At 69.7% G+C, this 26,184-nt stretch carries 21 protein-coding genes; 11 read left to right on the top strand and 10 right to left on the bottom strand.

Annotation, left to right across the window (positions count from 1 at the left end; translation table 11 throughout):
* Positions 1–12 precede the first annotated feature (12 nt).
* Positions 13–1,350 carry a hypothetical protein gene (locus AB0I28_RS17585; RefSeq protein WP_357494385.1) on the bottom strand — a complete coding sequence of 446 codons (1,338 nt, stop codon included), beginning with the start codon at positions 1,348–1,350 and terminating at the stop codon, positions 13–15.
* Positions 1,351–1,485: 135 nt separating this feature from the next.
* Here AB0I28_RS17585 and AB0I28_RS17580 point away from each other — a divergent pair, with 135 nt between their 5' ends.
* The 3 genes from AB0I28_RS17580 to AB0I28_RS17570 all read left to right on the top strand — a co-directional run bounded on the left by AB0I28_RS17580 (position 1,486) and on the right by AB0I28_RS17570 (position 4,666).
* Entirely contained in the window at positions 1,486–1,713 is a 228-nt protein-coding gene (locus tag AB0I28_RS17580) for a helix-turn-helix domain-containing protein (protein WP_184786735.1), read from the top strand.
* Positions 1,714–1,867: 154 nt separating this feature from the next.
* A complete protein-coding gene (locus AB0I28_RS17575; RefSeq protein WP_357494383.1) occupies positions 1,868–2,620 on the top strand; it encodes an enoyl-CoA hydratase/isomerase family protein in 753 nt (250 codons plus the stop codon).
* A gap of 135 nt (positions 2,621–2,755) precedes the next feature.
* Positions 2,756–4,666 (top strand): ABC transporter ATP-binding protein, encoded by a 1,911-nt coding sequence (locus AB0I28_RS17570; protein ID WP_357495124.1) that lies wholly within the window; start codon positions 2,756–2,758, stop codon positions 4,664–4,666.
* Positions 4,667–4,703: 37 nt separating this feature from the next.
* Here the strand turns inward: AB0I28_RS17570 and AB0I28_RS17565 are convergent, their stop codons facing one another.
* The 3 genes from AB0I28_RS17565 to AB0I28_RS17555 form a co-directional block, all read right to left on the bottom strand.
* Complete coding sequence (locus tag AB0I28_RS17565; RefSeq protein ID WP_357494381.1) at positions 4,704–5,900, bottom strand: hypothetical protein; 1,197 nt, start codon at positions 5,898–5,900, stop codon at positions 4,704–4,706.
* Positions 5,901–5,981: 81 nt separating this feature from the next.
* The gene (locus AB0I28_RS17560; protein ID WP_357494380.1) at positions 5,982–7,145 is read right to left on the bottom strand and encodes a hypothetical protein; all 1,164 of its coding nucleotides are present in this window, start codon (positions 7,143–7,145) and stop codon (positions 5,982–5,984) included.
* Positions 7,146–7,190: 45 nt separating this feature from the next.
* The gene (locus AB0I28_RS17555) at positions 7,191–7,766 is read right to left on the bottom strand and encodes a helix-turn-helix domain-containing protein (protein ID WP_357494378.1); all 576 of its coding nucleotides are present in this window, start codon (positions 7,764–7,766) and stop codon (positions 7,191–7,193) included.
* A 111-nt stretch (positions 7,767–7,877) separates the two neighbouring features.
* Between AB0I28_RS17555 and AB0I28_RS17550 the strand changes: the two genes are divergently transcribed.
* Positions 7,878–8,525 carry an HAD family hydrolase gene (locus tag AB0I28_RS17550; protein WP_357494376.1) on the top strand — a complete coding sequence of 216 codons (648 nt, stop codon included), beginning with the start codon at positions 7,878–7,880 and terminating at the stop codon, positions 8,523–8,525.
* Between the two features lie 40 nt (positions 8,526–8,565).
* The gene (locus AB0I28_RS17545) at positions 8,566–8,985 is read left to right on the top strand and encodes a VOC family protein (RefSeq protein ID WP_357494374.1); all 420 of its coding nucleotides are present in this window, start codon (positions 8,566–8,568) and stop codon (positions 8,983–8,985) included.
* Between the two features lie 62 nt (positions 8,986–9,047).
* On the opposite strand, the gene AB0I28_RS17540 is transcribed toward AB0I28_RS17545, so the two are convergent.
* Positions 9,048–9,701, bottom strand: coding sequence for a DUF998 domain-containing protein (locus AB0I28_RS17540; protein ID WP_357494373.1), 654 nt, complete (start codon positions 9,699–9,701; stop codon positions 9,048–9,050).
* A 227-nt stretch (positions 9,702–9,928) separates the two neighbouring features.
* On the opposite strand from AB0I28_RS17540, the gene AB0I28_RS17535 reads away from it, so the two are divergent.
* A complete protein-coding gene (locus AB0I28_RS17535) occupies positions 9,929–10,798 on the top strand; it encodes a carbon-nitrogen hydrolase family protein (protein ID WP_357494371.1) in 870 nt (289 codons plus the stop codon).
* 21 nt (positions 10,799–10,819) lie between these two features.
* Here AB0I28_RS17535 and AB0I28_RS17530 read toward each other — a convergent pair whose 3' ends face one another.
* Entirely contained in the window at positions 10,820–12,097 is a 1,278-nt protein-coding gene (locus AB0I28_RS17530) for an MFS transporter (protein WP_357494369.1), read from the bottom strand.
* A gap of 508 nt (positions 12,098–12,605) precedes the next feature.
* Positions 12,606–13,463, bottom strand: a complete 858-nt coding sequence (locus tag AB0I28_RS17525) for an alpha/beta fold hydrolase (protein ID WP_357494367.1) — start codon at positions 13,461–13,463, stop codon at positions 12,606–12,608.
* A 258-nt stretch (positions 13,464–13,721) separates the two neighbouring features.
* On the opposite strand from AB0I28_RS17525, the gene AB0I28_RS17520 reads away from it, so the two are divergent.
* The 3 genes from AB0I28_RS17520 to AB0I28_RS17510 all read left to right on the top strand — a co-directional run bounded on the left by AB0I28_RS17520 (position 13,722) and on the right by AB0I28_RS17510 (position 17,742).
* Complete coding sequence (locus AB0I28_RS17520; protein WP_357494365.1) at positions 13,722–16,157, top strand: M4 family metallopeptidase; 2,436 nt, start codon at positions 13,722–13,724, stop codon at positions 16,155–16,157.
* A 92-nt stretch (positions 16,158–16,249) separates the two neighbouring features.
* Positions 16,250–17,389, top strand: coding sequence for an aminotransferase class I/II-fold pyridoxal phosphate-dependent enzyme (locus AB0I28_RS17515; RefSeq protein ID WP_357494363.1), 1,140 nt, complete (start codon positions 16,250–16,252; stop codon positions 17,387–17,389).
* Between the two features lie 62 nt (positions 17,390–17,451).
* Complete coding sequence (locus AB0I28_RS17510) at positions 17,452–17,742, top strand: hypothetical protein (RefSeq protein WP_357494361.1); 291 nt, start codon at positions 17,452–17,454, stop codon at positions 17,740–17,742.
* Between the two features lie 93 nt (positions 17,743–17,835).
* On the opposite strand, the gene acnA is transcribed toward AB0I28_RS17510, so the two are convergent.
* Positions 17,836–20,568 (bottom strand): aconitate hydratase AcnA, encoded by a 2,733-nt coding sequence (gene acnA, locus AB0I28_RS17505; RefSeq protein ID WP_357494360.1) that lies wholly within the window; start codon positions 20,566–20,568, stop codon positions 17,836–17,838.
* A gap of 159 nt (positions 20,569–20,727) precedes the next feature.
* Between acnA and AB0I28_RS17500 the strand changes: the two genes are divergently transcribed.
* Positions 20,728–21,102, top strand: coding sequence for a VOC family protein (locus AB0I28_RS17500; RefSeq protein WP_357494359.1), 375 nt, complete (start codon positions 20,728–20,730; stop codon positions 21,100–21,102).
* A gap of 54 nt (positions 21,103–21,156) precedes the next feature.
* Here AB0I28_RS17500 and AB0I28_RS17495 read toward each other — a convergent pair whose 3' ends face one another.
* Positions 21,157–22,146: an aldo/keto reductase gene (locus AB0I28_RS17495; protein ID WP_357494357.1), complete on the bottom strand. Its 990-nt coding sequence runs from the start codon at positions 22,144–22,146 to the stop codon at positions 21,157–21,159.
* Between the two features lie 129 nt (positions 22,147–22,275).
* Positions 22,276–23,751, bottom strand: a complete 1,476-nt coding sequence (locus AB0I28_RS17490; RefSeq protein WP_357494355.1) for an aminopeptidase P family protein — start codon at positions 23,749–23,751, stop codon at positions 22,276–22,278.
* 456 nt (positions 23,752–24,207) lie between these two features.
* On the opposite strand from AB0I28_RS17490, the gene asnB reads away from it, so the two are divergent.
* Complete coding sequence (gene asnB / locus AB0I28_RS17485; protein ID WP_357494353.1) at positions 24,208–26,160, top strand: asparagine synthase (glutamine-hydrolyzing); 1,953 nt, start codon at positions 24,208–24,210, stop codon at positions 26,158–26,160.
* Positions 26,161–26,184: the final 24 nt, after the last annotated feature.

The following is a 26,184-nucleotide window of genomic DNA, read 5'->3' as shown; positions in this document are numbered from 1 at the left end:
CAGGTTAGCGGGCTACCAGGGGGAGTGGAGGACGGCTTCGACGATTACGCCGGTGGTGGCGCCGGCGGCGGCGAGGAGCAGCGGCATCCGTGCGGGTGGTCCGCCGGGTGCGGCCGGCGCGGTGGCGGCCAGGGTGATCCAGGGGAAGAAGGGGAGCCAGGCGTGTTCGACTCCGCCGCGGGTGAGTCCGGCGGCGATGGAGAACAGCACGGCGACGGTGGCGCCGATGAGGAAGGGCCAGCCGGGGGTGTTGCGCATCTTGCGGGCGCTGGCCACGATCGCCGGTCCGGTGACGATGATGAGGACGACGACGCTGAGGAGGGCCCACCATAGTGCGGGCCGCTGGTATTCGATGCGGTTGGTGTAGTCGTCGTAGGCCATGTGCAGGCCGGTCATCCAGTTGAAGCCCCACAGCTGGGCGATCAGCAGTGGGGTGAGGGCGCCGAGTCCGGTGGCGATGTTGTGGAAGGGGCGTCTTCTGGCGAAGTTGAGGAACACCAGCGACAGGCCCATCCAGGCCGCGGCGTAGGAGAACATCGTGGCCGCGCCGAGGAGGAGACCGGCCGCGAAGGCCCACGCGACGGCGGGCAGGCCGCGGGTGCTGCGGCGGCTGGCGTGGGCGCCGGCGGCCATGGTGGCGGCGAGGATGGCGGCGGTGATGCCGTCCATGCTGACCGCGACCCACACCGCGTAGGGGGCCAGCACGATCAGGGGCGCGTAGCGGCGGGCGGCCCGTTCGCCGACGGCGTTCTTGGCGGTGACGAGGACCAGGGGGATGGTGAGTGTGGACAGCGCGGTGAGGGCGAGGCCGAGGCCGAGGCCGGTGCCGAGCAGGGGCGTGAGCAGGGAGAGCAGGAGCAGCGGTCCGGGTGGATGGCCGACGGAGGCGGCGGTGAGCTGGTCGTTGAGGGTGGTGAAGGTGGCCAGGAAGTCGCCGGGTCCGTCGACTTCGGCGAGGTTGACGAGGTAGCCGTCGGTGCCGGCGAGGGGGTGGTCGAGGCCGCCTTTGCCGTCGAGGAGGGCCAGCGCGACGGTCCAGGCGAGGGCGCTGAGGTAGGCGCCGGTGAGGATCGCGGGCCAGCGCACCCGGGTGAGGCGGGGTCGTGACGCGGCGTAGAGGACGGCGGCGGCTATGAGGGGGGCGAGAATGCTCTCCGGGTTGATTGCAATTCGGTAACGGCCGAAGAAGGGGGCCGCGGCTGTTCCGAGGTCGTCGGCGTAGGCCACGGCGAGGGCTGCGGTGAGTAGGCCGATGAGTACCAGTCCGAGCCAGATCGCCAGGTCACGAACCTGAGCGCCGGTCTGTTCGCGTATTGGGGGAAGGGAACGTTCGCCCGGTCCGGTCGTCACGGGCTCATACGGTATCGGGTTGCCGACAAGGACCGTGTATGGGTTGGCCGGAAATCTAATACTGGCGCATGATCGCCGGGCGCGGTCTAATAGGTGAGACCGTCAACCGCTCACCGTGAGTTGTGAGGGAAAGAAATGGCAGCCACCGACACCAGCACTACCAACGACAAAGGACGCCGGATCGTCGGCGCGGAGCGTGCGACCCTTGCTCGAAACCTGGTACAGCGTTACAGCCAGGGTGAAAGCATTCGTGCGCTGGCGTCAGCGACCGGTAGGTCGTACGGGTTCGTGCACCGTGTGCTGACCGAGTCGGGTGTCCAACTGCGTCAGCGCGGCGGAGCCCGCCGTCGCAAGCAGGCGTAGCCCGATAGCACACGGTACGGTCTGGTGTCAGTCAGCGTGCACTTCCGGGGTTTTCCCCAGTGGCAACTTGGGGTGTTCTTTTTGGTTCCCGGGTTTTGCGGTGTGGTTACATGTCATCGCATAAAACCGGGTTCTATTACGGGGGAGGCTACGTGTGACTGAGATCGAGGCCGTTCGTTTCACCGTGGACGGGCCGGTAGCGCGAGTTGAGCTCTACCGGCCCGCGTCGCTCAACGCTCAGACGCCGCAGATGTGGGAACGTCTGCGGGAGTTCGGGCGCGAGCTGCGCGGTGATGTTCGTTGTGTGGTGGTGACCGGTGCGGGCGCGTCGTTCTCGGCGGGCCTCGACCGGGCCGTACTGGCCGGAGGGCTGGCGGGCGAGCTCGCGGCACTGTCCGATGAGGACGGTGAGGCGCGGATCGCGCGCTTCCAGGAGGCCTTCTCGTGGCTTCGCCGTCCGGATCTGCTGACGGTGGCCGCGGTGCAGGGGCACGCGATCGGGGCGGGGCTGCAGTTGGCCCTGGCCTGCGATTTTCGGGTGTTGAGCCTGGACGCGAAGCTGCGGATGCCCGAGGTGAGCCTCGGGCTGGTGCCCGACCTGGGCGGTACGGGCCGTCTGGTGGAGCTGGTCGGCTACGGGCGGGCGCTGGAGTTGTGCCTGACCGGCCGGGCCGTGGGCGCGTCGGAGGCGGTGTCGATGGGGCTGGCCACGCTGGCCGTCGACGGTGGTGACCTGGAAGGCGCGGTGGGGGATCTGGTGGCGGCCTTGCTGTCGGCTCCCCGGGACGCCGCGATCGAGGCGAAGGCTCTGCTGCTGGGTGCGGTGGGCCGTGGCGCGCCCGCCCAGTTGGAGGCCGAGCGGGCGGCGCAGCTGCGTCTGCTGCGCGGTCTGGCCGGCGGTGCCTGACTCGCGGCAGCCCACTTCTATTCACATCACTTCACCGGAGTGAAATATTTCGACGCCTTTCGAAATTGTCACAGGGGACGACTCACCCGGAGGTATTGAACTGTGGCGATGATGGGCGGGCGCGGATTCCCGATGATGGTCCGCCATGACCGCACCAAACTGGCCGGGATGAAGCTCAGCAAGGGCACGATGCGCCGGATTCTGCGCTTCGCGTCGCCTTACCGGGGCAAGATCGTGGTCTTCCTGGTCACGGTGGTGCTCTCCTCGGCGATCGGGGTGGCCACACCGGTGCTGGCCGGCGACGTGATCAACGCGATCACCGGCGGGGGCGGTGACGCCTCGGTGGTGGTGCGCATCGCGGTGATCATCGCGATCCTGGCCGTCGTCGACGGCGCGCTGTCGCTGGTGGACCGGTGGTTCTCGGCGCGCATCGGCGAGGGGATCATCTTCGACCTGCGGCGGGGGATCTTCGGGCACGTGCAGCGGATGCCGCTGCAGTTCTTCACGCGCACGCAGACCGGTGCGCTGGTGTCGCGGCTCAACAACGACATCATCGGCGCGCAGCGGGCCTTCACGACGACCTTGTCGGGCGTGGCGAGCAATACGATCGCGGTGACGCTGACGCTGGGCGTGATGCTGGGGCAGAGCTGGCAGATCACCCTGATCTCGCTGGTGCTGCTGCCGGTGTTCGTGTTCCCGGCGCGGTACTTCGGGCGGAAGCTGGCGGCGCTGACCAAGGAGAGCTTCGACCTCAACGCGAGCATGAACGCGCGGATGACCGAGCGTTTCGGTGTCGGCGGGGCCTTGCTGGTGAAGCTGTTCGGGAACCCCGACCGCGAGGCCGAGGCCTTCGGGTCTCGTGCCGGGCGGGTCCGCGACATCGGTGTCACCTCGGCGATGTACGCCCGGATCTTCTTCGTCGCACTGACCGTGACCGCTGGCCTGACACAGGCCCTGACCTGGGGCCTGGGCGGCTGGCTGGCGTTCAACCAGAGCCTCAGCGCGGGCACCGTGGTGACCCTGGCCCTGCTGCTGACGCGCCTGTACGGTCCGCTGACGGCGCTGTCGAACGTGCGCGTGGACGTGATGAGCGCGCTGGTGAGCTTCCAGCGGGTCTTCGAGATCCTCGACCTGGACCCGCCGATCAAGGACGCTGCCGACGCGGTCGACATCCCGCGCGGCAGCGGCCGGGTCGAGTTCCGCGACGTTCACTTCCGCTACCCCTCGGCCTCGGAGGTGTCGCTGGCCTCGCTGGAGGAGGTCGCCACCCTCGACCAGTCGCGCAACGAGCCGGTGCTGCGCGGGGTTTCCTTCACCGTCGAGCGCGGTCAGCTCGTCGCGATCGTCGGCCCCTCGGGCGCGGGCAAGACCACCACGTCGATGCTCGTTCCCCGCATCTACGACGTGACCGAGGGCGCGGTCCTGGTCGGCGACGTCGACGTCCGCCACGCCACGGCCGCGTCCCTGCGCGCCGAGATCGGTGTGGTCACCCAAGACGCGCACCTGTTCCACGACACCATCCGCGCCAACCTCGCCTACGGTCTCGACGAGACCCCCGACGAGAGCCTGTGGGAGGCGCTGGAGCGGGCGCAGATCGCGCCGCTGGTGCGGGGCCTGCCCGACGGCCTGGACACCGTCGTCGGTGAGCGCGGCTACCGCTTCTCCGGAGGCGAGAAGCAGCGGCTGGCCATCGCTCGGCTGCTGCTGCGCTCGCCGGGGGTGGTGATCCTCGACGAGGCCACCGCGCACCTGGACTCCGAGTCGGAGGCCGCGGTGCAGGCCGCACTGGCCGAGGCCCTGGCGGGGCGCACGGCGCTGGTGATCGCTCACCGCCTGTCGACGGTCCGCGACGCCGACCAGATCATCGTGCTGGCCGGTGGGCTGATCGCCGAGCGCGGCACGCACGACGAGCTGGTGGCCGCCGGGGGCATGTACGCCGACCTCTACCGCACGCAGTTCGCGCGGACGGACTCGCCGTCGCGCCCGGAGGATCCCGATCCGCTGACGGCCGCGACGCGACCGGTCGCCTCACCGGTGGAGCTGTGACAGGCGGGGCCGGGCGCGATGCCCGGCCCCGCGGTGCTCACAGACTCGAGGCCCTGCTGGCCCAGACGTAGCGTTTGCCGGCGTACTCGCTCAAAGACCAGAGCATGTCCCTCGGCCCGTCGTAGGAGACGTCCTCGGGCCCGATGGGGAGGGTGTCGGTGGCGATGTCGACCGCCCCGGCTGGCGGCTTCCACTTGATCCGGTCACCGGCGTTGCCCGTGCCGTCACTGGTGGACACGTGGAAGGTTCCGTTGATCGCGGTGGCGCCCTGCATGCTGGTGAAGTTCACCAGATGCGCCTCGTTGGCGCGGGCGTACCCGTCGGACCCGGTCACCAGGAGGCGATCGGTGTAGTCGATGGGGACTCGCGCCAGTCGCGTACCGGTGCCGGGGCTGGCGTACTCGGCGATGACGAGGCTGTCAGGGGTGCTGGTGCGGTCGAGGGACACCGCCGAGAAGCGCAACTTCGCGTAACCGCCCTCGGTGCTGTGCGCGTAGGCGGCCGTCTGCGGCAGGACGTAGGCGTAGTTGTAAGCGTGATAGGTCCCGTCGGCCTGGCGGCCGATCTTCGACTCGTCGCCGGTGGTGACCTGCCAGAGGTGGTTCAGGTCGAACACGCGCAGACCGTTGTAGGTGTCCACGACGTAGAGCAGGTTGCCGTACCAGGCCAGGCCGCCGGCGTGAACGCGCACGGGGTTGAAGCTGGGCTGACCCCCGATGGTGGCCGGTGCGACCAGGAGGATGTGCCGGTAGGCCGGCGCCGAGGGGTTGGACAAGTCGACGACGCTGATGCGCACGCCCTTGTCGAGGCCCGTCGAGGCGGTGCTGTACCAGCTCGCCATGAGGACTCGCCGGTCCTCGTAGGTGCCCGCGCCCAGCGCGTCGGCGCTGGTGGTGATGCCCTGCGGCATCCACTCGCCGGTCCCGGCGTCACCGGAGTTCCAGCAGAACGACGCCACCCGGTGCTGCGCGGGAGCGCTGCAGGCGACACCGGTGCGGTTGCCCGAGTCGACGACCGCCTGCATCGTGACGTTGGGCAGGGCCGCGTCGAGGCCCGAGATCAGCGAGGCCGGGGTGTTCGACAGCTTGAAGCGGAAGTTCGGCGCCGTCAGCACCGACGAGACCGCCGGATCGGCCGCGTTGGCCGCGACCGGCGGCGCGATCGCGGCGAGTGCCGTCGCGGCGATCGTGAGCAGTGCGGCTAAGCCGCGGCGGGGGACTGAGGTGGTCTTCACTGGTGCACCTCCGAGTGCTCGGTATTGGCGGGCACACTAACCGATCAAGGCACATATTCGATACAACAGCCCCAAGCGGGCTCAACCCGGAGTGATGGCGTAGACGAAACGCTGCCCGGGATGCTCGCTCAGAGACCACAACTGGTCCCGCGACTCCCAGTAGGACAGATCCTCCGGGCCCGGCGGGAACACGTCGTACTCGGTGGTGGCCTTGCCCCCGGGCCGCCACGCGGTGAGATCCCCGCCGTTGCCGGCGTCCTCGCTGGTGGCGAACAGATACCTCTCACCGACGTGCGCGACGCCCTGCATGTTCCCGAGCGACACGACGTGGACCTCGTCGCAGCGGACGAAACCGTCCTCCCCCTCCCAGGGCATGCCCTCCTTGCCGAGCGGGATCCGCGCCAGCCGGGTTCCGTCGCCCGAGGCGGAGAACTCCCCGGCGAGCAACGAGTCGCGGCCCGCGCCCCGGTCGACGGACAGGAAGGAGAAGCGCAGACCGCGCTCGCCGTCGTCGGTGGTGTGCCGGTAGAGGCCCGACTGGCCCAGGACGTAGGCATAGCCGTAGCCCTGGTAGCTGCCATCGGGCTGGAGGCCGAGCTGGTCGGGGGAGTCGGCGGCGGGCCGCCAGATGTGGGAGAGGTCGAAGACACGCACGCCGCGCCAGGTGTCGGCGACGAAGAGGCGGTCTCCGTACCAGGCGAGCCCTCCGGCGTGGATGCGGATGGGCGCGAAGCTCGCCGAGCCGGCGCGTCCGGTGGGTGCGACCAGCACGACGTGGCGGTAGGTGGGCGCGGCGGGGTCGGTGAGGTTGACGAAGGTGATCCGCGAGCCCTTGTCGTCGTCTCCGCCGTCGCCGGTGTCGTACCAGGAGGTGATGAGGATCCGGCGGTCCTGGTAGAGGCCGTCCTTCTCGGCGTCGGCGCTGGTGGTGATGCCCTGGGGCATCCACCTGCCGGTCTCGGCGTCGTCGTCGTTCCAGCAGAAGGAGGCCGCCAGTCGGGCCACCGGGGCCTCGCATGCGCGGGCCTGGCGGTTGGCGCCGTCGACGAGGTCGCGGACCGAGGAGTTGGGAAGCCGGTCGTCGAGTTCACCGAGGATGTCGGGCGAGGTGGGTTCGTAGCCGAACTTGAAGCGGCCCGCATCAGGGCCGCCGGCGAGGGCAGGGGAGGAGGTCTGCGTCAGTAGTGCCGCGCAGGACACGGCGACGAAGGCGAGCCGTGCGACATTCCACGATATTCGCGACACAGTTCCACAATGTAGTGTCGATCATGGACACCCGCCGGGTAACGGTCAGCTCCGGCGGCGCACGGCTTCCTCGATCAGGCCGAGGATCGGCTCGATGTCCTTGGCGTCGCGGCCCATCGCCAGGTGCAGCACCAGACCGTCGTAGGCGAGTTCGAGGAACTGCTGGAGGACCTCGATGGGCCGGTCCGCGCGCAGCACCCCGGCCTCCCGCTGCCGTTCGAGGCGCTCGCGGGTCGCTTCGGCGATCGCGGCCGAACGCTGCTCCCAGCGCGCGGCGAACTCCGGGTCGGTGCGAAGCCGGCGCGACACCTCGAGCTGGCTGCCGAGCCAGCCGGCCGTCTCCGGCTCGTGGGCGCGTTCGGCGAGGTCGCGCATGACCTGGACCAGTCCGTTGTCGGCGACGGTCTCGACCATGGTCGCCGCGTCGTCCTCGGCGACGGCCAGGAAGAGGGAGTCCTTGTCGCGGAAGTGGTGGAAGATGGCGCCGCGGGACAGCCCGATCTCCTGCTCCAGCCGCCGCACCGTGGCGCCCTCGTAGCCGAAGCGGGCGAAGCAGGTGCGCGCGCCGGCAAGGATCTGGCGGCGCCTGGCGTCGAGATGGTCTTGGCTCACCCGTGGCACAGTTGCGTTCCCCTCCCCGCCCGGCTTCCCGTGTCGCGTTGATCGTTCCACTAAGTGGACAGCGATGCAATCCGTACGTACGACTTGCCCGCCGCGTGCCACCCTCGCGGCGTGACCCTGCTGCTGATCGACCTCGACAACACCCTCATCGACCGGGACGCGGCCTTCCGGACCGGTGTCGGCGACTTCCTCACCGCGCACGGTCTGCCCGCCGCCGACGTCGACTGGGTGATGGAGGTCGACGCCTCAGGCTATACGCCTCGTCCGACGGTCGCCGCCGCCGTGGCCGACCGGTACCGCCGGACCGGTCTGGACGCCGACGAGGTCCTCGACCTGTTGCGACGAGGGGCGCGCGAGCACGCCCGCATCACTCCCGACACCCGCGAGGCGCTCACCGAGGCGCGCGAGGCCGGGCACCGCGTCGTCATCGTCACCAACGGACTCGTCGAGCAGCAGAGCGGCAAGATCCGCACCGCCGGGCTCGACGTCCTCGTCGACGGGTGGACCGTCAGCGAGGGCGTGGGCGCGCGCAAACCCGAGCCGGCGATCTTCCACGCCGCCGCCGCGACCGCCGGTCTGCCCCTCGACGGTGCCTGGGTCATCGGCGACCGCGACGACGCCGACATCGCCGGTGCCCACCGTCTCGGCCTGTCGAGCGTGTGGCTGCACCTCGGCAGGCAGTGGACGATCGGGGAGTTCCGGCCGACGCTGACCGCCGCGACCGTCGGCGAAGCGGTCAGAAGCGCCCTCGCCGGGTGACAATGGCGGCTCACCGGTCCGAGTACCAGGAGGAAGATCCATGAACTGGACCCTGGAAGTCGTCATCGTCCCCGTCGCCGACATCGATCGCGCCAAGGAGTTCTACACCGAGCGTCTCGGCTTCGCCCTCGACCACGACTCCCACTTCGGCGACACCGGCCGCATCGTGCAGGTCACCCCGCGCGGCTCAGGCTGCTCGGTCGTCTTCGGCTTCGGCCCGGGCATCGCGTACATGGAGCCCGGCTCCCTCAAGGGCATCCAGCTGGTCGTCAACGACATCCGAGCCGCCCACGCCGAACTCACCGAACGCGGCGTCGACGTCGGCGAGGTCCAGGTCGCCGCACCCGAGGGCTTCCGGCCGGCACAGGAAGGCGAGAACCTCAACAACGTCGGGTTCTTGACCTTCGACGACCCCGACGGCAACTCGTGGGCGGTACAGGAGATCAGCAGCCGGGCATGATCGACGACGGCCGGGCGCACCCGCCCGGCCGTCCCCGCGATCGCCGCGAAAGGCCCTCAAGCTCAGCGCGCTCGCCGCGACCGTGCCGCCGAGACGCCCACCCACGCGAACGCCATCGCGCCGGTCACCGCGATCTGCACACTCGATTCGGTCGGCGACACCGGCATGAGCAACACCAACGCGACCAGCGCGTGCCCCACCGACGGCCACACCCGGCGGCCACGGATCGAGGCGACGAGTGACGTCACGCAGGCCGCGGCCAGCGCCAGGAACGACACCGCCGCCGCCACGGTGTGCACCACGCTGTGCCACGACATCTCGACCGCCCCGGCCGGCGCCCCCACAGGAAACCCGTTCTGGGCGTCCATCGGGAAACACCCCGCGAGCGCGAAAGCCACCCCGAAGACCGCCACGAACACCGGAACGAGCCGCGCCCCGACCCCCGTGCTCACGACCCGCCTGCGGGCGACGGCGAAACCGGCCGCACCGAGCCCCGCGAGGACGAACGTCGCCGCCTGAACCCAGCCGGGCCCTCCGGTCGCCAGCTGACTGAGCGGATGCACCCTGATGTCGAAACCGTCCCGGGCCAGCGCCTGGGCGAGCGACGACGCGTAGAAGACCGGACCCGCCGCCATGGCCCCGGCAAGCAACACCCGCGTCGACCTCCGCGCGACGCGCTCGCCGGTGGGAGTCGCGGGTGCGGTGATGGTGCTCATGACTGTCTCCTCCGATCGCGGCGCCGCCCCTTCGGCGGCGCTTCCCCGACACCACGAAGCCGAAGACGCGATCTCGACACGATCGAGGAACAGGACCGCCGAAATCTCTCCCGACCGCCAACGGCCACCGACGGCTCCCGCTCTCTTCGCGGACCGCCACCACCCCTGCCGTCCCAGCCTGAAAGAGCTCTCAGCCGGCGCCCGGCGCGGCATGTCATCATCGGCTCATGACTGCTGAGGAGCGACTTCCGCAACCGCCGGTGACGGACCTGCGGGTGGCCGCCGCGCAAGCCGCGTCGGTACCCGGCGACCTGGTCGCCAATGTCGCCAAGGCCGCCGACTTCGTCGACCGCGCCGACAACGAGGGCGCCGACCTCGTCGTCTTCGGCGAGCTCTACCTGCCCGGCTACCAACCCGACACCCTCGCGGCCGATCCGGCCGGTTGCGACGTCGAGCCCGACGCCGAGGGCCTGGTCGCCGACACGCGGCTGGACCCCTTGCGGCAGATCGTCCAGCACCACCACGTCAGCGTCCTCATCGGAGCCAGTGTGCGGCGTGGCGGGGAGCGCCACATCTCCCAGCTGCTGGTCGACAAGTACGGGCTCGTGCACGACGTCTACCACAAGCAGCAGCTGTGGGCCGACGAGAAGCGCCTGTTCACCAACGGCACCGACGGCGGCTCGGTCCTCCTCGGCGACTGGCACCTCGGTCTGGGCATCTGTTACGACGCCTGCTTCCCCGAGCACGCCCGCGCCGCGGCCACCGACGGCGCCCACGCCTACGTGGTCGGCGGCGCCTACCTCACCGGCGGAGGACACCGCCGCGACCTCTACCACGCCGCCCGCGCGCTGGACAACACGTTCTACACCGTGTTCGCCGGGGCCGTCGGCGGCGAGGACCCCTGGCGCTTCGGCGGCGGCAGCGCCATCTTCGACCCCGAGGGCCAGGTCCTCTCCCGCGTCGAGGAGGACACCGAGGGCCTCGCCGTCGCCGACCTCGACCCGCAGCGGCTGTCGGAGACGCGCTCGGACCACACCATGCTCGTCGACCGTCCCGGCGACCTCGGCGGCCGCTCCATCACCAAGGCGCCCATGTAGTCCACCGCGTGCGACGGGCCGTCACCGCGGCCCGTCGCACGGCTCGGGAAGCCGCCGGCCCAGTCGCCTCAACGGCGACAGGGCCATCGACAGCGGCGACAGCGTCATGCCGAGCACCGCCAGCAGCAACCCGGTGCGCAGTCCCCACGCATCGGCCAGGAACCCGCCGAGCAGCGAGCCGAAGGGCATCATGCCCATGCCGGCGAAGTTGATCGTGGCCACCACCCGACCTTGCACCGCCACCGGCGTGATCGCCTGCCGCACCGCCATGACCGTCACGTTCACGAGCTGACCGCACGCGCCGAACACGAAGTTCACCGCGACCAGAAGCGCCACCGTGACCACCCCCGAACCATCCAGCCCCGGCAGCGCGAGCAGCACCACGTCGGCCAAGGCCGCCGCCGACACCATCACCACCCCGTACCCGAACCGGCCCGGCAACCTCGCCGCCAGCACCGAGCCGAGAATCGCCCCCGGCCCCGGCGCGGCCAGCGCCACACCCACCGCCGAACCCGGCAGACCCAGCTCACGCGGCAGAAACAGCAGGTAGACCGTCATCATCGCCGCGAAGGAGAACTGGTAGGCCGCCGAGGCCAGACCCACCGCGCGCAGCACGCCGTTGCCCACCACGAACCGCAGGCCCGCCCCGATCCGCCGCCATACCGGCTCGACCGGGCCACTCTCCCGCGCGACGACCTCCACACGCTGGATCCGCCGCACCGCGACGAAGGACCACACGAAGAAGACGGCCGCGCTCGCCGCCGCCACGGGGGCCGAGAACAGCGATACCAGGGTGCCGCCGAGTGCCGGACCGGCGACCTGGGCGGCCGATCTGCTCCCCTCGAGGGCGCTGTTGCCCAGGGTGAGGCGGTCTCGGTCCACCAGTCGCACGAGCGAGGCGTGGTAGGCGACGTCGAAGAATACGCCGAGCACGCCGACGGTGAAGGCGACCACCAGCAGCACGGGCATGCCCAGCAGCCCGAACGCGAAGGCCACCGGGATCGCGGTGAGGGCCAGCGCCCGGCCGAAGTCGGTGCCGACCAGGACGTCGCGGGAACGCCGGCGGTCGACCCATGCGCCGGCGAGTAGTGAGAACAGCAGGACCGGTGCCTGCTCGACGGCGCGCAACAGGCCGAGTTCGCCGGCCGAGGCGTCGAGGGCGAGTACCGCGATCAGCGGGAGGGTCACCATGACGGCCTGAGCGCCGAGTTGGGATGCGGTCTGGCCGATCCAGAGCCGGCGGAAATCCGGGTCGTGCCACAGGCTCTTGGGCATGGTGGGGGAGGGGGAGGACGGCAAGGGGACTCCTGGGAACACTGAGGATGGCGCCCACCGTCCGGCGCACGGGTCGTGCGCCGGTTTCAGGGCGTGAAAGGGTTCGCCGTGCCGCGGATCGAAGGCAGCACGCGGTTGACCGGCCGATGTCGGCCTGAGACGTCAGCGCGTGCGGGGTCTACCGACCATCCTCAGCTCCCTTGAGTCGCTTGCTGCCGGCAAGAGTAGCCGCCGCACACGGTGGAGCGAAAGGGGTTTGGGTGGGCCCGCGGGTCCGGTCGCGTCGTCTGGAAGGAAGGCGCCGAGGGCCAGGGGCGGCGGTTGCTTTCGCGAAAAACCACGGATCACTTGCGGCCGCGCACCGAAACTCAATCGGACGATAAGCAAGGGTTATGTCATTTTCGGCGCGGGAAGCGAGATCCGAAAGCCACAACCCTCACCAACGAACGGCCTCCCAGCAGTTGATCTTGCGTACGCGCGTCCCCCGCGCCGTGTGCCCGACAGCACGGCACCGGCCGCGGGTGAGCCTTGCTTAAAGCCCGGCGGCGAATTTCGTGACGCGTGCGGCCAGGGGAGCGGCCGAGCGGGCCCACATGAAGTGGTCGAGTCGTCCGCCGGCCTCTTCGGTGGTGTAGTGGTGCCTGGTCACGCTGGTGCCGGTGAACTTCGCGCAGAGGTGCTCGGAGGTGACCGGGGGCGTGAACTGGTCGGCGTCGACGGTCACCGCGAAGACCGGCTGCCGGACGCTCGCCAGGGCCTGGTCGGCGTCGACGCCGGCGAGGGCGACGAACCGTCCCTTGTGCACGGTGTGGGCCCAGTCGCGAATGATGCCGTGGGTCTGGCGCCCGGCGAAACCGGTGCCCGGCCAGTGCCCGAGGGCCCGCGCGGTCGTGCGCAGCGTGGTCGCCATGCCGTGCACGAAGGGACTTCGCCAGCCGTAGAGCGCGTGGTACGGGATGCCGCAGGCGACCAGTGTGAGTCCGCGAACAGGAGTGTCCGGTGTCGTGGCGAGGTAGAGGCTGGCGATGTGGCCGCCGAGGCTGTGTCCGAGGAGCATGAGGGGCCGCCGCCCGTCGTCGCCGAGGAAGCCGCGCCCGATGAGGTGATCGAGGATCACGGGGACGTCGGCGACGAGTTCGGCGTACCCGTAGCGCTGGGCCCGCACGGCCCTCGGCGAGCTCGATCCGGTGCCGCGCAGGTCGGCGACGGCGACGTTGGCGCCTTGTTCGGTGAGGTCGGCGGCGAAGCGTCGGTAGTAGCCGGCGGGGACGCCCATGGCGGGGAGGATGAGGACGGCGGGGCCGTGGCCGGGGGAGGGGTAGCGGTGCACGCCGAGACGCTGCCCTTGGTGGGGGATGTGGTCTTGGGTGTGGGACACGGCTGGGGTCACGTCGGCCATCCTACCGGCGGGTAACCGGGGTCGGCTGGGATGACAATCGTTGGCGGTATCGGTGGGTCGGGGGTCTGTGGCCTGGGTGGTGGTCGGTGGTAGTGGGAATGGGTGGCGCTTGAGGGTGCACTGAACGAACGTTCGGTATTCGCTGACTCACCTCGTGGTGTCGTGCGTTGACAGTTCGGGGCCGTTCCGACACATTGCGGTGTTACCGGCCTGGTTTCCGGGCCGCTGACAATGAAGGAGACGGTCCATATGAGACGCCTGCTCGTGGCGGCCGCCGCGTTCGGATTGTGCGCCGGGGTCGCCTTAACCCCGGGTGCCGCCTTCGCCGATCCGAACCCGGCCGCGCCCTCCGCTCGACCGGACGTGTTATCGGTCGCGGCGCGGTCCGCCGACGGTTACGTCAACTCCCGTGCCGCCGAACTGTTCGTCAGTCCGGGTGACACTTTCCAGCGGGTCAAGGCCGAGCACTCTCTCGGCCTCAACTTCATCTCCTACGCGCGCAGCCATGACGGTGTTCCCGTCGTCGGCGGTGACTTCGTCGTGGTGACCGATGACGTGGGCACCGTCGAGTACACGTCGGTGGCTCAGACGGCGACGCTCAAGGTCGACACCTCGGCGGAGTTGTCCGCGGCCGAGGGCACCGTCGAGGGTGCGATCGGCCGGGCGCGCCTGGTCGTCTTCGCGCACGGCGATGAGCCCGCGCTGGCCTGGGAGAGCGTCTTGACGGGTGTCGACGACGAGGGCGCGCCGATCCTGCGCCATGTCTACACCGACGCCGACTCCGGCGGCGAGCTCGCGGTCTACGACCTGGCGATGGCCGGGACGGGTAACACCTACTACAACGGGCGTGGTGGACAGGTCGCCTTCGGGACGACGTCCTCGGGCGGTTCCTACGTGATGCGCGACCCGGCGCGTCCGGGTGTGTCCTGCGCGCAGCAGGGTGGGCAGCCCTACACCGACCCCGACGACGTGTGGGGCAACAGCACCGGCACCAACCTGGTGACCGCCTGCGTCGACGCGATGTACGCCGCCGGGCAGCAGTGGGACATGCTCGCCGGCTGGCTGAGCCGCAACGGCATCAACGGTTCCGGTTCGGGTTATCCGATGTACGTCGGTCTCAACCAGGTCAACGCCTTCTGGAACGGCAGTTCGGCGACCTTCGGCCACTCGCAGGACAACCAGCGTCAGCTGACGCCCATCGACATCGTGGCCCACGAGCTCGGTCACGGGATCTTCCAGACCACGCCCGGCGGTTCCAGCGGCGGTAACGAGACCGGTGGCCTCAATGAGGGCACCGGCGACATCTTCGGTGCGCTGACCGAGTGGTGGGACAACCAGGCCAACGCCGAGCCCAACGACCCGCCCGACTATCTCGTCGGTGAGGAGGGCGGCCTGTCGTCGCCGGGCGTGCCGATCCGCAACATGCCCAACCCGGGCGCCGAGGGCGACCCGAACTGCTGGTCGACGTCCATCCCGAGCACCGAGGTGCACGCGGCGGCCGGCCCGATCAACCACTGGTTCTACCTGACCGCCGAGGGCACCGCGGCCGGTGGTGCCGGCAAGCCCGGCAGCACGACCTGCAACGGCACCACGATCGCCGCCGGCATCGGCGTCGACGACGCCGGCAAGGTGTGGATGGGCGCCCTCAACGGCAAGAACTCCTCGTGGACCTACGCGCAGTCGCGTCGCGCGGCGCTCAATTTCGCGGCGAGTTCTCCGGTGTTCGCCACGTGTGCGGAGTACAACGTGGCCAAGGCCGCCTTCGACGCTGTGAGTGTTCCCGGTGGCAGTGACCCGGTGTGCAACAAGACGCCGACGCGTGACTGGGATCTGGGTGTGACGCCGGCGAGCGGTTCGGTGGCTCCGGGTGGTTCGGCGTCGGCGACGGTGTCGACGACGACGTTGTCGGGTGCCGCGCAGACGGTGAACCTGAGCGTGTCGGTGTCTCCGGCGGACTCGACGGTGAGCGCGTCGGTGTCGCCGTCCTCGGTGACGTCGGGGGCGTCGGCGACGTTGAGCGTGTCGACGACGGCGGCCACGCCGCAGCGGACGTACACGTTGACGGTGACCGGTGTGGGTGTGACGGGTACGAAGTCGAAGACCTACTCGCTGGCGGTGAGCGACGGTACCGGTCCGACGGTGGTGTTCGAGGACGACTTCACCACGAACAAGGGCTGGACGCGCAACTCGGCCGGCAGTGACACGGCCACGTCGGGTCTGTTCGAGCGCGGTGACCCGGCGGGGACGACCTACTCGGGTACGGCTTTGCAGCGTGCGGACTGTGCCGGTGAGTCGCAGTGCCTGGTGACGGGTGCGGCGGCGGGTGCCGACGCCGGTGGCAACGATGTCGATGGTGGTCGCACGTCGATCACCTCGCCGGCGATCGCCGTACCGGCGGGTGAGCCGGCGACGGTGTCGCTGTCGTACTACCTGGCGCACCTGAACAATTCGAGTTCGGCCGACGGTCTCACCGTCACGATCACCGCGACGGGTGTGGCCACCAAGACGGTGCTGTCCGTGGCGGGCGCGGCGAGCAACCGCGCGGGTGCGTGGGCGGCGCTGTCGGCGGTGAGCATCAGTGAGTTCGCGGGGTCGACGATCAGGATCACCGTGTCGGTCACCGATGGTTCGACGGCCAGTCTCGTCGAGGGTTCGGTGGACAACGTGCGGGTGGTCTCGGGCTGACTTTCCTCCCTTCCCATGGATCACCGGGTGCCCGTTTCGGCGGGCGCCCGGTGATCCTTTTCGATGTTTCGATGTGCTGGCAGGATGGACCGGTGACCGATCCACTCAGCCGAGTCTCCCTGTCCGGGCTGCGCACTCGCGAGAGCGTGAAGTGGCGCTTGTTCGAGCCCGACGTGCTGCCGTTGTTCGTCGCCGAGATGGACGCGGGTCTGGCGCCGCCGGTGGCGGCGGTGTTGACCGCGGCGATCGAGCGCGGGGACACCGGGTACCCGCATCCGGGTCGGTTCCCGGCGGCGTTCGCGCGTTTCGCGTCGCGGCGGTTCGGGTGGGCGGTCGCCGATGAGGCGCCGGTCCTGGTCTCCGATGTGATGGTCGGGTTGATGGCGGCTTTGGACGAGGTGTGCGGGCCGGGCGATCCGGTGGTGGTGTCGACGCCGGCATACCCGCCGTTCTTCCGGAACCTGGAGTTGTCGCGGCGGCCGCTGATCTCCAGTCCGCTGCGGTCCACGCCCGAGGGTTTCCGTCTCGACCTGGATCGGCTGGAGTCGGACTTCGCGGCAGGCGCCAAGGCCTACCTGCTGTGCAACCCGCACAACCCCTGCGGGCTGGCCTACACCCGCGAGGAGCTGCTGGGCGTGGCGGCACTGGCGGAGAAGTACGGCGTGCGGGTCGTCGCCGACGAGATCCACGCGCCGCTGACGATGCCGGGCGTGGAGCACATCCCCTTCGCGTCGCTGCCGACGGAGGCCTCGGCGCTGGCCTATACGGCGGTGTCGGCGTCGAAGGCGTGGAACCTCGCGGGGCTGAAGGCGGCGCTGCTGGTGCCCGGCACGGCCTGCGCCAGGCCGGCCTCGGCCATCGACCTGGAGGAACACGTGGGGCACCTGGGCGTGCTGGCCGGTACCGCCGCCTTCGAGGAGGGCGAGCGGTGGCTGGAGGCGTTGCGGGTGGCGATCGGGGGTAATGCCGCGTGGCTGGCCGGTGAGCTGGCCGAGCGGTTGCCGGAGGTGGGGTTCTTCCCGCCGCGGGCGACGTATCTGGCGTGGCTGGACTTTCGCCGGCTCGGTCTTGGGGATGATCCGGCGGGGGTCTTGCTGGAGAGGGGTCGGGTGGCGCTGGTGCCGGGGCCCGCGTTCGGTGTGGAGGGGGCGGGGTTCGCGCGGTTGAATCTGGCGACTTCGCGGGAGATCTTGGCCGAGGGTGTCGACCGGATCGTCAAGGCCGTGCGGTGAGCGGTCCCGGGGGGAGTAGTGGGTGGCCGTTGGGTGAGGCGCCGCCGGGGACGGCGGCCGGGGTGCGCTCGGCGTTGGTGCGGTTGGCGGTGACGCGGGGGCGGGTCGCGCAGGCGATGGCGGCGGCGGTGGAGGCCGGTGAGCCGGTGGGGGAGTTGGAGGGTCTGGCGCACGAGATGCTGGTGGCCACCGATGCCGAGGTGCGTCGGGTGGGGGCGGTGGCGTTGGGGCGGTTGGCGCCGCGGGGTGTGGATCGTGAGCGTGCGTTGCGGGTGTTGCGGGGGTTGTTGCTGGATCCGGTGATGGGTGGGGCTGCGGGGGAGGCGTTGAGTCAGGTGCTCAATCACCGGTAGCGGGCCGGCCGGTGGCGCGCTTCTCGCGGCCACTTGAGCAAGAGAGCGGCGCACCTGATGGGTGCGCCGCCCTCTTGCTTGTTCTGGCTGGTGTTACTTGGCGATCAGGGACCGCAGGACGTACTGGAGGATGCCGCCGTGGCGGTAGTAGTCGGCTTCACCGGGGGTGTCGATGCGGACGATCGCGTCGAAGGTGGTGTCGCCGGCGGTGACCTTCACGGTTTCGGGGATGCCGCCGTCGTTGAGTGCGGTGACGCCGGTGATGGTGAAGGCCTCCTCACCGGTCAGGCCGAGCGACTCGGCGGTGGCGCCCTCGGGGTATTGGAGGGGCAGGACGCCCATGCCGATGAGGTTGGAGCGGTGGATGCGCTCGTAAGACTGGGCGATGACGGCGCGCACGCCCAGCAGGGAGGTTCCCTTGGCGGCCCAGTCTCGTGAGGAGCCCGAGCCGTATTCCTTGCCGGCCAGGACGACCAGGGGTGTCTGGGCGGCGGCGTAGTTCTGGGCGGCGTCGTAGATGGTGCTGACGGGGGCGCCGTCGAGGGTGAAGTCGCGGGTGAAGCCGCCTTCGGTGCCCGGCGCGATCTGGTTGCGCAGGCGGATGTTGGCGAAGGTTCCGCGGATCATGACCTCGTGGTTGCCGCGGCGGGAGCCGTAGGAGTTGAAGTCTCCGGCGGGCACGCCGTGTTCGGTGAGGTACTTCCCGGCGGGGGAGTCGGCCTTGATGGAGCCGGCCGGGGAGATGTGGTCGGTGGTGACCGAGTCGCCGAGCTTGGCCAGGACGCGGGCACCGCTGATGTCGGTGACGGCCTCGGGCTGGGCCGGCATGCCGTCGAAGTAGGGGGCCTTGCGCACGTAGGTCGAGTCGGGGTCCCACTCGAAGGTCGCGCCGGTCGGGATGGGCAGCGAGGTCCAGCGCTCGTCGCCGTCGAAGACGCCGGCGTAGTCCGACAGGAACATCTCGCGGCCGATGGAGGAGTTGACGATCGTGGAGATCTCGTCGTGCGAGGGCCAGATGTCGGCGAGGAAGACCGGCTTGCCGTCGGCGTCGGTGCCCAGGGCCTCGTTGTCGAGGTCGAAGTCCATCGACCCGGCTAGGGCGTAGGCGACGACCAGCGGCGGGGAGGCGAGGTAGTTCATCTTGACGTCGGGGTTGATGCGGCCTTCGAAGTTGCGGTTGCCCGACAGGACCGAGGTCACGGCGAGGTCGGCCTCGGCGATGGCCGCGGAGACCTCGGTGGGCAGGGGCCCGGAGTTGCCGATGCAGGTGGTGCAGCCGTATCCGACGAGGTTGAAGCCGAGCTTGTCGAGGTAGGGGGCAAGGCCCGCGCGCTCGAGGTAGCCGGTGACGACCTGGGAGCCGGGGGCCAGGGAGGTCTTGACCCAGGGCTTGCGGGAGAGTCCCTTGTCGACGGCCTTCTTGGCCAGCAGGGCCGCGCCGATCATGACGTAGGGGTTGGACGTGTTGGTGCAGGAGGTGATCGCGGCGATCACCACGGCGCCGTGGTCGAGCTCGAAGGCCGAGCCGTCTTCGAGGGTGACCGGGGTGGGCCGGTGCGGGCGGTTGCCGTTGGCGGCCACGGCGGGGGCGTCGGAGGCGGGGAAGCTCTCCTTGCCGGCCTCCTCGCCGTCGGAGACGTAGTTGCCGACGTCGTGGCGCCAGGTCTGCTTGGAGTCCGTCAGCGAGATGCGGTCCTGCGGGCGCTTGGGGCCGGCGATGGACGGCACGACCGTCGACAGGTCGAGTTCGAGGTACTCGCTGAAGACGGGCTCGACGGAGGGGTCGTGCCACAGGCCCTGGGCCTTGGCGTAGGCCTCGACGAGGGCGAGCTGTTCTTCGCTGCGGCCGGTCAGGCGCAGGTAGGAGACGGTCTCGTCGTCGATGGGGAAGATGGCGCAGGTGGAGCCGAACTCGGGGCTCATGTTGCCGATGGTGGCGCGGTTGGCCAGGGGTACGGCGGTGACGCCTTCGCCGTAGAACTCGACGAATTTGCCGACGACGCCGTGGTCGCGCAGCATTTCGGTGATGGTGAGGACCAGGTCGGTGGCGGTGGCGCCGGCGGGGAGCGCGCCGGTGAGCTTGAAGCCGAGGACGCGGGGGATGAGCATGGAGATGGGCTGGCCGAGCATGGCCGCTTCGGCTTCGATGCCGCCGACGCCCCAGCCGAGGACGCCGATGCCGTTTTCCATGGTGGTGTGGGAGTCGGTGCCGACGCAGGTGTCGGGGTAGGCGACCACGGTGCCGTCTTCCTCGCGCGACATGACGACGCGGGCGAGGTGTTCGATGTTGACCTGGTGGACGATGCCGGTGCCGGGGGGGACGACCTTGAACTCGTCGAAGGCGGTCTGGCCCCAGCGGAGGAACTGGTAGCGCTCGCGGTTGCGTTCGTATTCGCGGATGACGTTGCGTTCGAAGGCGTCGGCGTTGCCGAAGTAGTCGACGATGACCGAGTGGTCGATGACGAGTTCGGCGGGGGCGAGGGGGTTGATCTGGTCGGCGTCGCCGCCGAGGTCGCGGACGGCTTCGCGCATGGTGGCCAGGTCGACGACGCAGGGGACGCCGGTGAAGTCCTGCATGATCACGCGGGCGGGCGTGAACTGGATCTCGACGCTGGGCTTGGCCTTGGGGTCCCAGCCGGCGAGCGCGCGGATGTGGTCGGCGGTGATGTTGGCGCCGTCTTCGGTGCGCAGGAGGTTTTCCAGCAGGATTTTGAGGCTGTAGGGGAGTTTTTGGTGTCCGTCGACGGCGGACAGGTTGAAGATTTCGAACGCCTGGTCGCCGACTTGGAGGTTGGTCTTGGCGCCGAAGCTGTCGAGGCTGGCCACTGGTACTCCCTCGAATGGTTGATTGATGATCGTTGTCAAGTTTGCCGTAGGGGGTGGTGCGGTGTTGCGGTAAGGGTTGGTTCGCCTCCACCCTACTACAAACCGTACGTTCGTCTTGCTATGGTCTCGGTGTTACCCCGAGCACCCGAGGAGACCCTGATGAATTCATACCGCATCGACCACGTTCAGCTGGCCTGCCCGGCGGGTTCGGAGGACTCCTCGCGAGCATTCTTCACCGGCCTGCTGGGCATGACCGAGCTGCCCAAGCCCGCGGAGCTGGCCGCGCGCGGCGGCTGCTGGTTTCGCGGCCCCGGCGATGGCGGCATCGAGCTGCACCTGGGCGTGGAGGCCGACTTCGCTCCCGCCCGCAAGGCGCACCCGGGGCTGCTGTGGCCCGACCTCGACGGCCTCGCCGAGCGTCTTGAGGCCGCCGGGTACCCGGTGACCTGGGACAACGAGACGATCGTCGGCCGTCGCCGCTTCCACACCAGCGACCCGCACGGCAACCGCCTGGAGTTCCTGGCGCCGGTGTAGACCTACACGCCAAAGCGCCCGGCCCTGGTGAGGGGCCGGGCGCCGGTGTGCGCTTCAGCGGCGCCGGTTGGCGGCCAGCACGTTGTAGGGGTAGGGCAGTTTGGTGTCGCTGACGGTGTCGAGCCGCTCGACCTGTTCGGGGCTGAGCGTCCACCCGGCCGCGCCGGCGCAGTCGGCGTACTGCTCGGCGCTGCTCGGCCCGATGATCGGGGCGGTCACCGTGTCGGCCTGGATCAGCCAGCGCAGCGCGACCTGCGCGACACTGCGGCCGGCTTCCGCGGCCACCTCGCCCAGCACGTCCAGCACCGACCAGGTCCGCTCGTTGGCGTAGTCGTCCCACGCGGCGGGGGTGTCGCCCAGGCGTGTGCCCGGGGCGCCGGCGCTGTCGCCGCGCCGGTAGCGGCCCGACAGCCACCCTTCCCGCAGCGGCGCCCAGGGCACCACGCCGATGCCCTCGTGGCGCGCCACCTCCACCAGCTCCCACTCGGCCTCGCGGTCGAGGAGGTTGTACAGCGGCTGGAGCGCGCTGTAGCGCTCGAAGCCGTTGCGGTCGGCAACGTCGACGGCCTTCTGCAGCTGCCAGCCCGACAGGTTCGACCCGCCCAGGTAGCGCACCTTCCCGGCGCGCACCAGACCGTCGAGAGTCGACAGCGTCTCCTCCAGCGGCGTGGCGTCGTCGAAGACGTGGGTGTAGTAGAGGTCGATGTAGTCGGTGTCGAGGCGCCGCAGGCTCGCCTCGACACCGGCGATGATGTGCTTGCGGCTCAGCCCGCCGTCGTTGGGGCCGTCCCCGGTGCTCCCGTAGACCTTCGTGGCCACCACGAAGTCGTCGCGGACGCGGTTCTTCAGCCACCGGCCGACGACCTGCTCGGCGGCGCCGCCGGAGTAGCCGTCGGCGGTGTCGATGAAGGTCCCGCCGTCCTCGGCGAAGGCGTCGAGGATCGTGTGGGCGACCGCCTCGTCGACCTTGCCCCCGAAGAAGGCCGAACCAAGGGCCAGTTCACTGACTTTCAGGCCGGTGCGGCCCAGATAGCGATACTCCACGAGAGCTCTCCTTTAAGAAAGTTGTTCGACTACGCCGGGCCGACGATAGGACCTGGAGCGCACTCCAGGTCAAGGCACGAAAGAGGGCGCCCGCGAATGCGGGCGCCCTCGATCGCAGAGAACAGACGGCTAACCGGGCAGGCGCGGCCCCGCCTCACGCTGCTCGCCCAGCCACGTCTCCACCTCGGCGGAGGTGCGCGGCAGACCGTCGGAGAGGTTCTTCGAACCCGTCGGGGTCACCAGGATGTCGTCTTCGATGCGCACGCCCACACCCCGCAACTCGGCCGGGACGAGCTCGTCGTCGGCCTGGAAGTACAGACCCGGCTCGACGGTCAGCACGTGCCCGGCCTGCAACTCGCCGTCCTGGTAGTGCTCCCGGCGCGCCTCGGCGCAGTCGTGGACGTCAAGGCCGAGCATGTGCCCGAAGCTGTGCAGCGTCCAGCGGCGGTAGACCTGCGAGTCGGGGTCCATCGCCTCCTCCACCGACGAGGGCAGCAGGTCGAGGTCGGCGAGCCCCTCGGCCAGCACGCGCATCGTCACCTGCTGGATCTCCTTGTAGACCAGACCCGGGCGGATCGCGTCGATGCCGGCCTGCTGCGAGGCGTAGACCAGGTCGTAGACCTGACGCTGAAGATCGGTGAAGGCCCCGTCGACCGGAACGGTGCGGGTGACATCGGCGGTGTAGAGGTGCTCGTTCTCCACACCCATGTCCATCAGCAGCAGCTCGCCGGGAGTGGTCCTGCCGTCGTTGCGGATCCAGTGAAGGGTCGTGGCGTGCGAACCGGCGCCCACGATCGAGGAGTAACCCACGGCGTTGCCGTCGTGGCGGGCGCGCAGCTCGAAGACACCCTCGATGAGGCGCTCCGACACCGCCCGGTCGGCCGGCAGGATCCGCGCGACGTCCTCGAAGCCGCGAACGGTGGCGTCGATGGCGTCCTGCAGCTGGGCGATCTCCCACTCGTCCTTGATCGCGCGCAGCTCCGACAGGATCTCGGCGAGCTCCTTGTCGCGCTCGCCCTCGCCGGTGACGGCCACGCCCGCGTCGACGTCGGCGTCGAGGCCGCGCAGGACGCGGGCCTTGGCGTCGTCGAGGGCTGCCAGGACGGCCTCGAGCTCGGCGAGGTCACGGCATTCCAGGCCCAGGAGGGTGGCCTTCTCGTCGAGGGAGAGCTGGCGGCCGACCCACAGTTCGCCGTACTGGGCGCTGCGGAAGAACTCGTCGGTCTCGCGGGATTTGCGGGGCCGGCGGTAGAGGACGGCGTCGTGCCCGCCTTCGGTGGGGTGGAGCACCAGGACCGACTCGGGGTCGTAGTCGCCGGTGAGCCAGGCGAAATCGCTGCCGGGGCGGAAGCGGAAGAAGGTGTCGTTGGCGCGGCGGAGTTCGGCGCCGGTGGGGATGACGAGGGTGTCGCCGGGGAAGGCCGCCGACAGTTGCTCGCGGCGGCGGGCGTGATGGCGGGCCTGTGCGAGTTCACGCAGGTCGGGGATGGTGCTCTCGCCCCAGCCGGTGCGCATGAACTCCAGCAGTTTCGGCGGGAAACCGGGGTCGTGCTTGCGTTCGCCTTCGACTCCCTGGGCGGGAACGGCGTTGTCCTCAGCGGTCATGCGGGGTGTCTCCATTCACACGAAACCATTGCGCCATTGCAATATTACTGCGCTCGCCGCGCTGTCTTCTCGACGGTATCGCCTGGACGGCGGCCGTGGGGGCGAGGCGGCCGTGGGGGTGGGCAAGGTCGCGGGCCGAGGAGCAGGCACGAGCGCCGCGGGAGGGCGAGCGCGGGCGCGGATGTGGGTGGCCGGGGTCGCGTTCAGTGATCCGTGCCACTTCTTTCGGCGGGTGTGCGGGCGGGCTTGGGGGGTGGCGGATCGCACCGGCTGTCACGTCGGTGGCACGTTGCGGTCACCGTGTCGTGGGTGGCTTCGGTGGCCGGGGTGTGGTGCGGGTGTCGTTCGTCGATCGCATTCGCACGCCGGGGCTCGCCGTCGCCGGGCATCTCGGTAGTCTCGACCCAGTCTGTAGTGACTTGAGATCCACCGCCGTGAAGGGATTACACGTTTTCCATGTGCGGACTCCTTACCTTCATCAGCGCCCACGGGACGGCGAGCCTGTTCAAAGGCCCGATCGGGGAGGCTGTCGAGCATCTCCACCACCGGGGTCCTGACGAGACCGGCGTGGAACTGATCGACAACGACGCGGTGCTGTCGCACAAGCGTTTGTCGATCATCGACGTGGCCAGTTCGCATCAGCCGATGTGGTACGCCGACGGCCGGTACGTCATGACCTTCAACGGCGAGATCTACAACTACAAGGAACTGCGCGCCGAGCTGATCGCCAATCACGGGGCGACCTTCGCCACCGACGGTGACGGGGAGGTCATCCTCGCCGGGTACCACCACTGGGGTCCGTCGGTGACCACGCGTCTGCGGGGCATGTTCGCGTTCGTGATCTGGGACCGGCGCGACCGCCGCGCGTTCGGTGCGCGCGACCCCTTCGGCATCAAGCCGATGTTCTACCTGCAGACCGGTGACGGGGTGTTCTTCGCCAGCGAGAAGAAGGCGCTGATGCCCTTCGTCGACTCGCGCGACATCGACGAGGTCAACCTCTCGCACTATCTGACGCTGCAGTATCCGCCGGAGCCGGGCACGATGCACCGGCCGGTCAAGCGCATCGGCTCGGGCTACCAGGTCGTGTTCGATCCGGGTGCGCCGGGCGAGCCGGCCGCGCCGGTGACCTCGGCGCGCTACTACCGCGCCGACTTCCAGCCGCGTCCGGTCGACGATCCCAAGCGCCTCTATGACGAGATCCTCGACGTCCTGCGGGAGAGTGTGCGCATCCACATGCGCTCGGATGTGCCGGTGGGGGCGTTTTTGTCCTCGGGCATCGACTCCACCGGTGTTGTCGCCCTCGCCCGGGAGTTCAACCCCGAGATCCTGACCTTCACCATGGGCTTCGACGTCCCCGGGCACTACAACGAGCTCGACGTCGCCCAGGACTCCGCGCGGCACATGGGCGTGACCTCGATCGGCACGAAGATCGGCGCGCGGGAGATGATGGAGGAGCTGCCGCGCATCGTGTGGCACCTCGACGACCCGGTCGCCGACCCGGCGCTGGTGCCGTTGTACTTCGTGGCCAAGAAGGCCGCCGAGTACGTCACGGTCGCCATCGGGGGTGAGGGTGCCGACGAGTTCTTCGCCGGGTACCCCATCTACCGTGAGCCTTTGTCGCTGAAGGGCGTGCAGTCGCTGCCGCAGACGATGCAGTCGGGCCTGCGCGCGGTCTCGAAGGTCATTCCCGAGGGCGTCAAGGGCAGGAGCTTCCTCCAGCGCGGCACCACGCCGCTGGAGGAGCGCTTCGTCGGCAACGCCAACATCTTCGGGGAGGCCGAGAAGCAGCTGCTGATGCGCCGCTACAACCCCGACGTGCGCTACACCGACATCACCGGGCCGGTCTACGCCGAGTGCCAGGGCCTCGACCCGACCACGCGCATGCAGTACGTCGACATCTACACCTGGCTGCGCGGCGACATCCTCGTCAAGGCCGACCGGATGTCGATGGCGCACTCCCTTGAGGTGCGCGTGCCCTTCCTCGACCCCGAGGTGTTCAAGGTCGCCTCGAAGGTCCCGCTCGACTTGAAGGTCCCGGCGCGCATGGCCGGGCAGACCAAGCACGCGCTGCGCATGGCCCTGGAATCGGTGGTGCCCCCGCCGATCGTCAACCGCGAGAAGATGGGCTTTCCCACCCCGACGCGCGTGTGGCTCAAAGACGAGATGTTCGAGTGGGCCGACCACATCCTGGCCACCTCCAACGCCGGGGAGTACCTCGACCTCAACTACGCCCGCAAGCTCCTGCGCGACCACAAGGCCGGTGTGGCCGACAACTCCCGCAAGGTCTGGACGGTCCTGGTGTTCTGCACCTGGTTCGCGATCTTCGTGGAGAAGTCCCTCGACCCGGGCGTGCGCCGCGCCTCGTCCCAGCTCGCCAACAAGCCCGCGGTCGGCTCGGTGGTGGCCTGATGGGACGACACGCCGCTAGCGACG

This window comes from Phytomonospora sp. NPDC050363, assembly GCF_040655735.1.
Taxonomy (GTDB): domain Bacteria; phylum Actinomycetota; class Actinomycetes; order Mycobacteriales; family Micromonosporaceae; genus Phytomonospora.
Note: the sequence above shows the minus strand (reverse complement) of the source record. Positions and strands in the feature narration are given on the sequence as shown.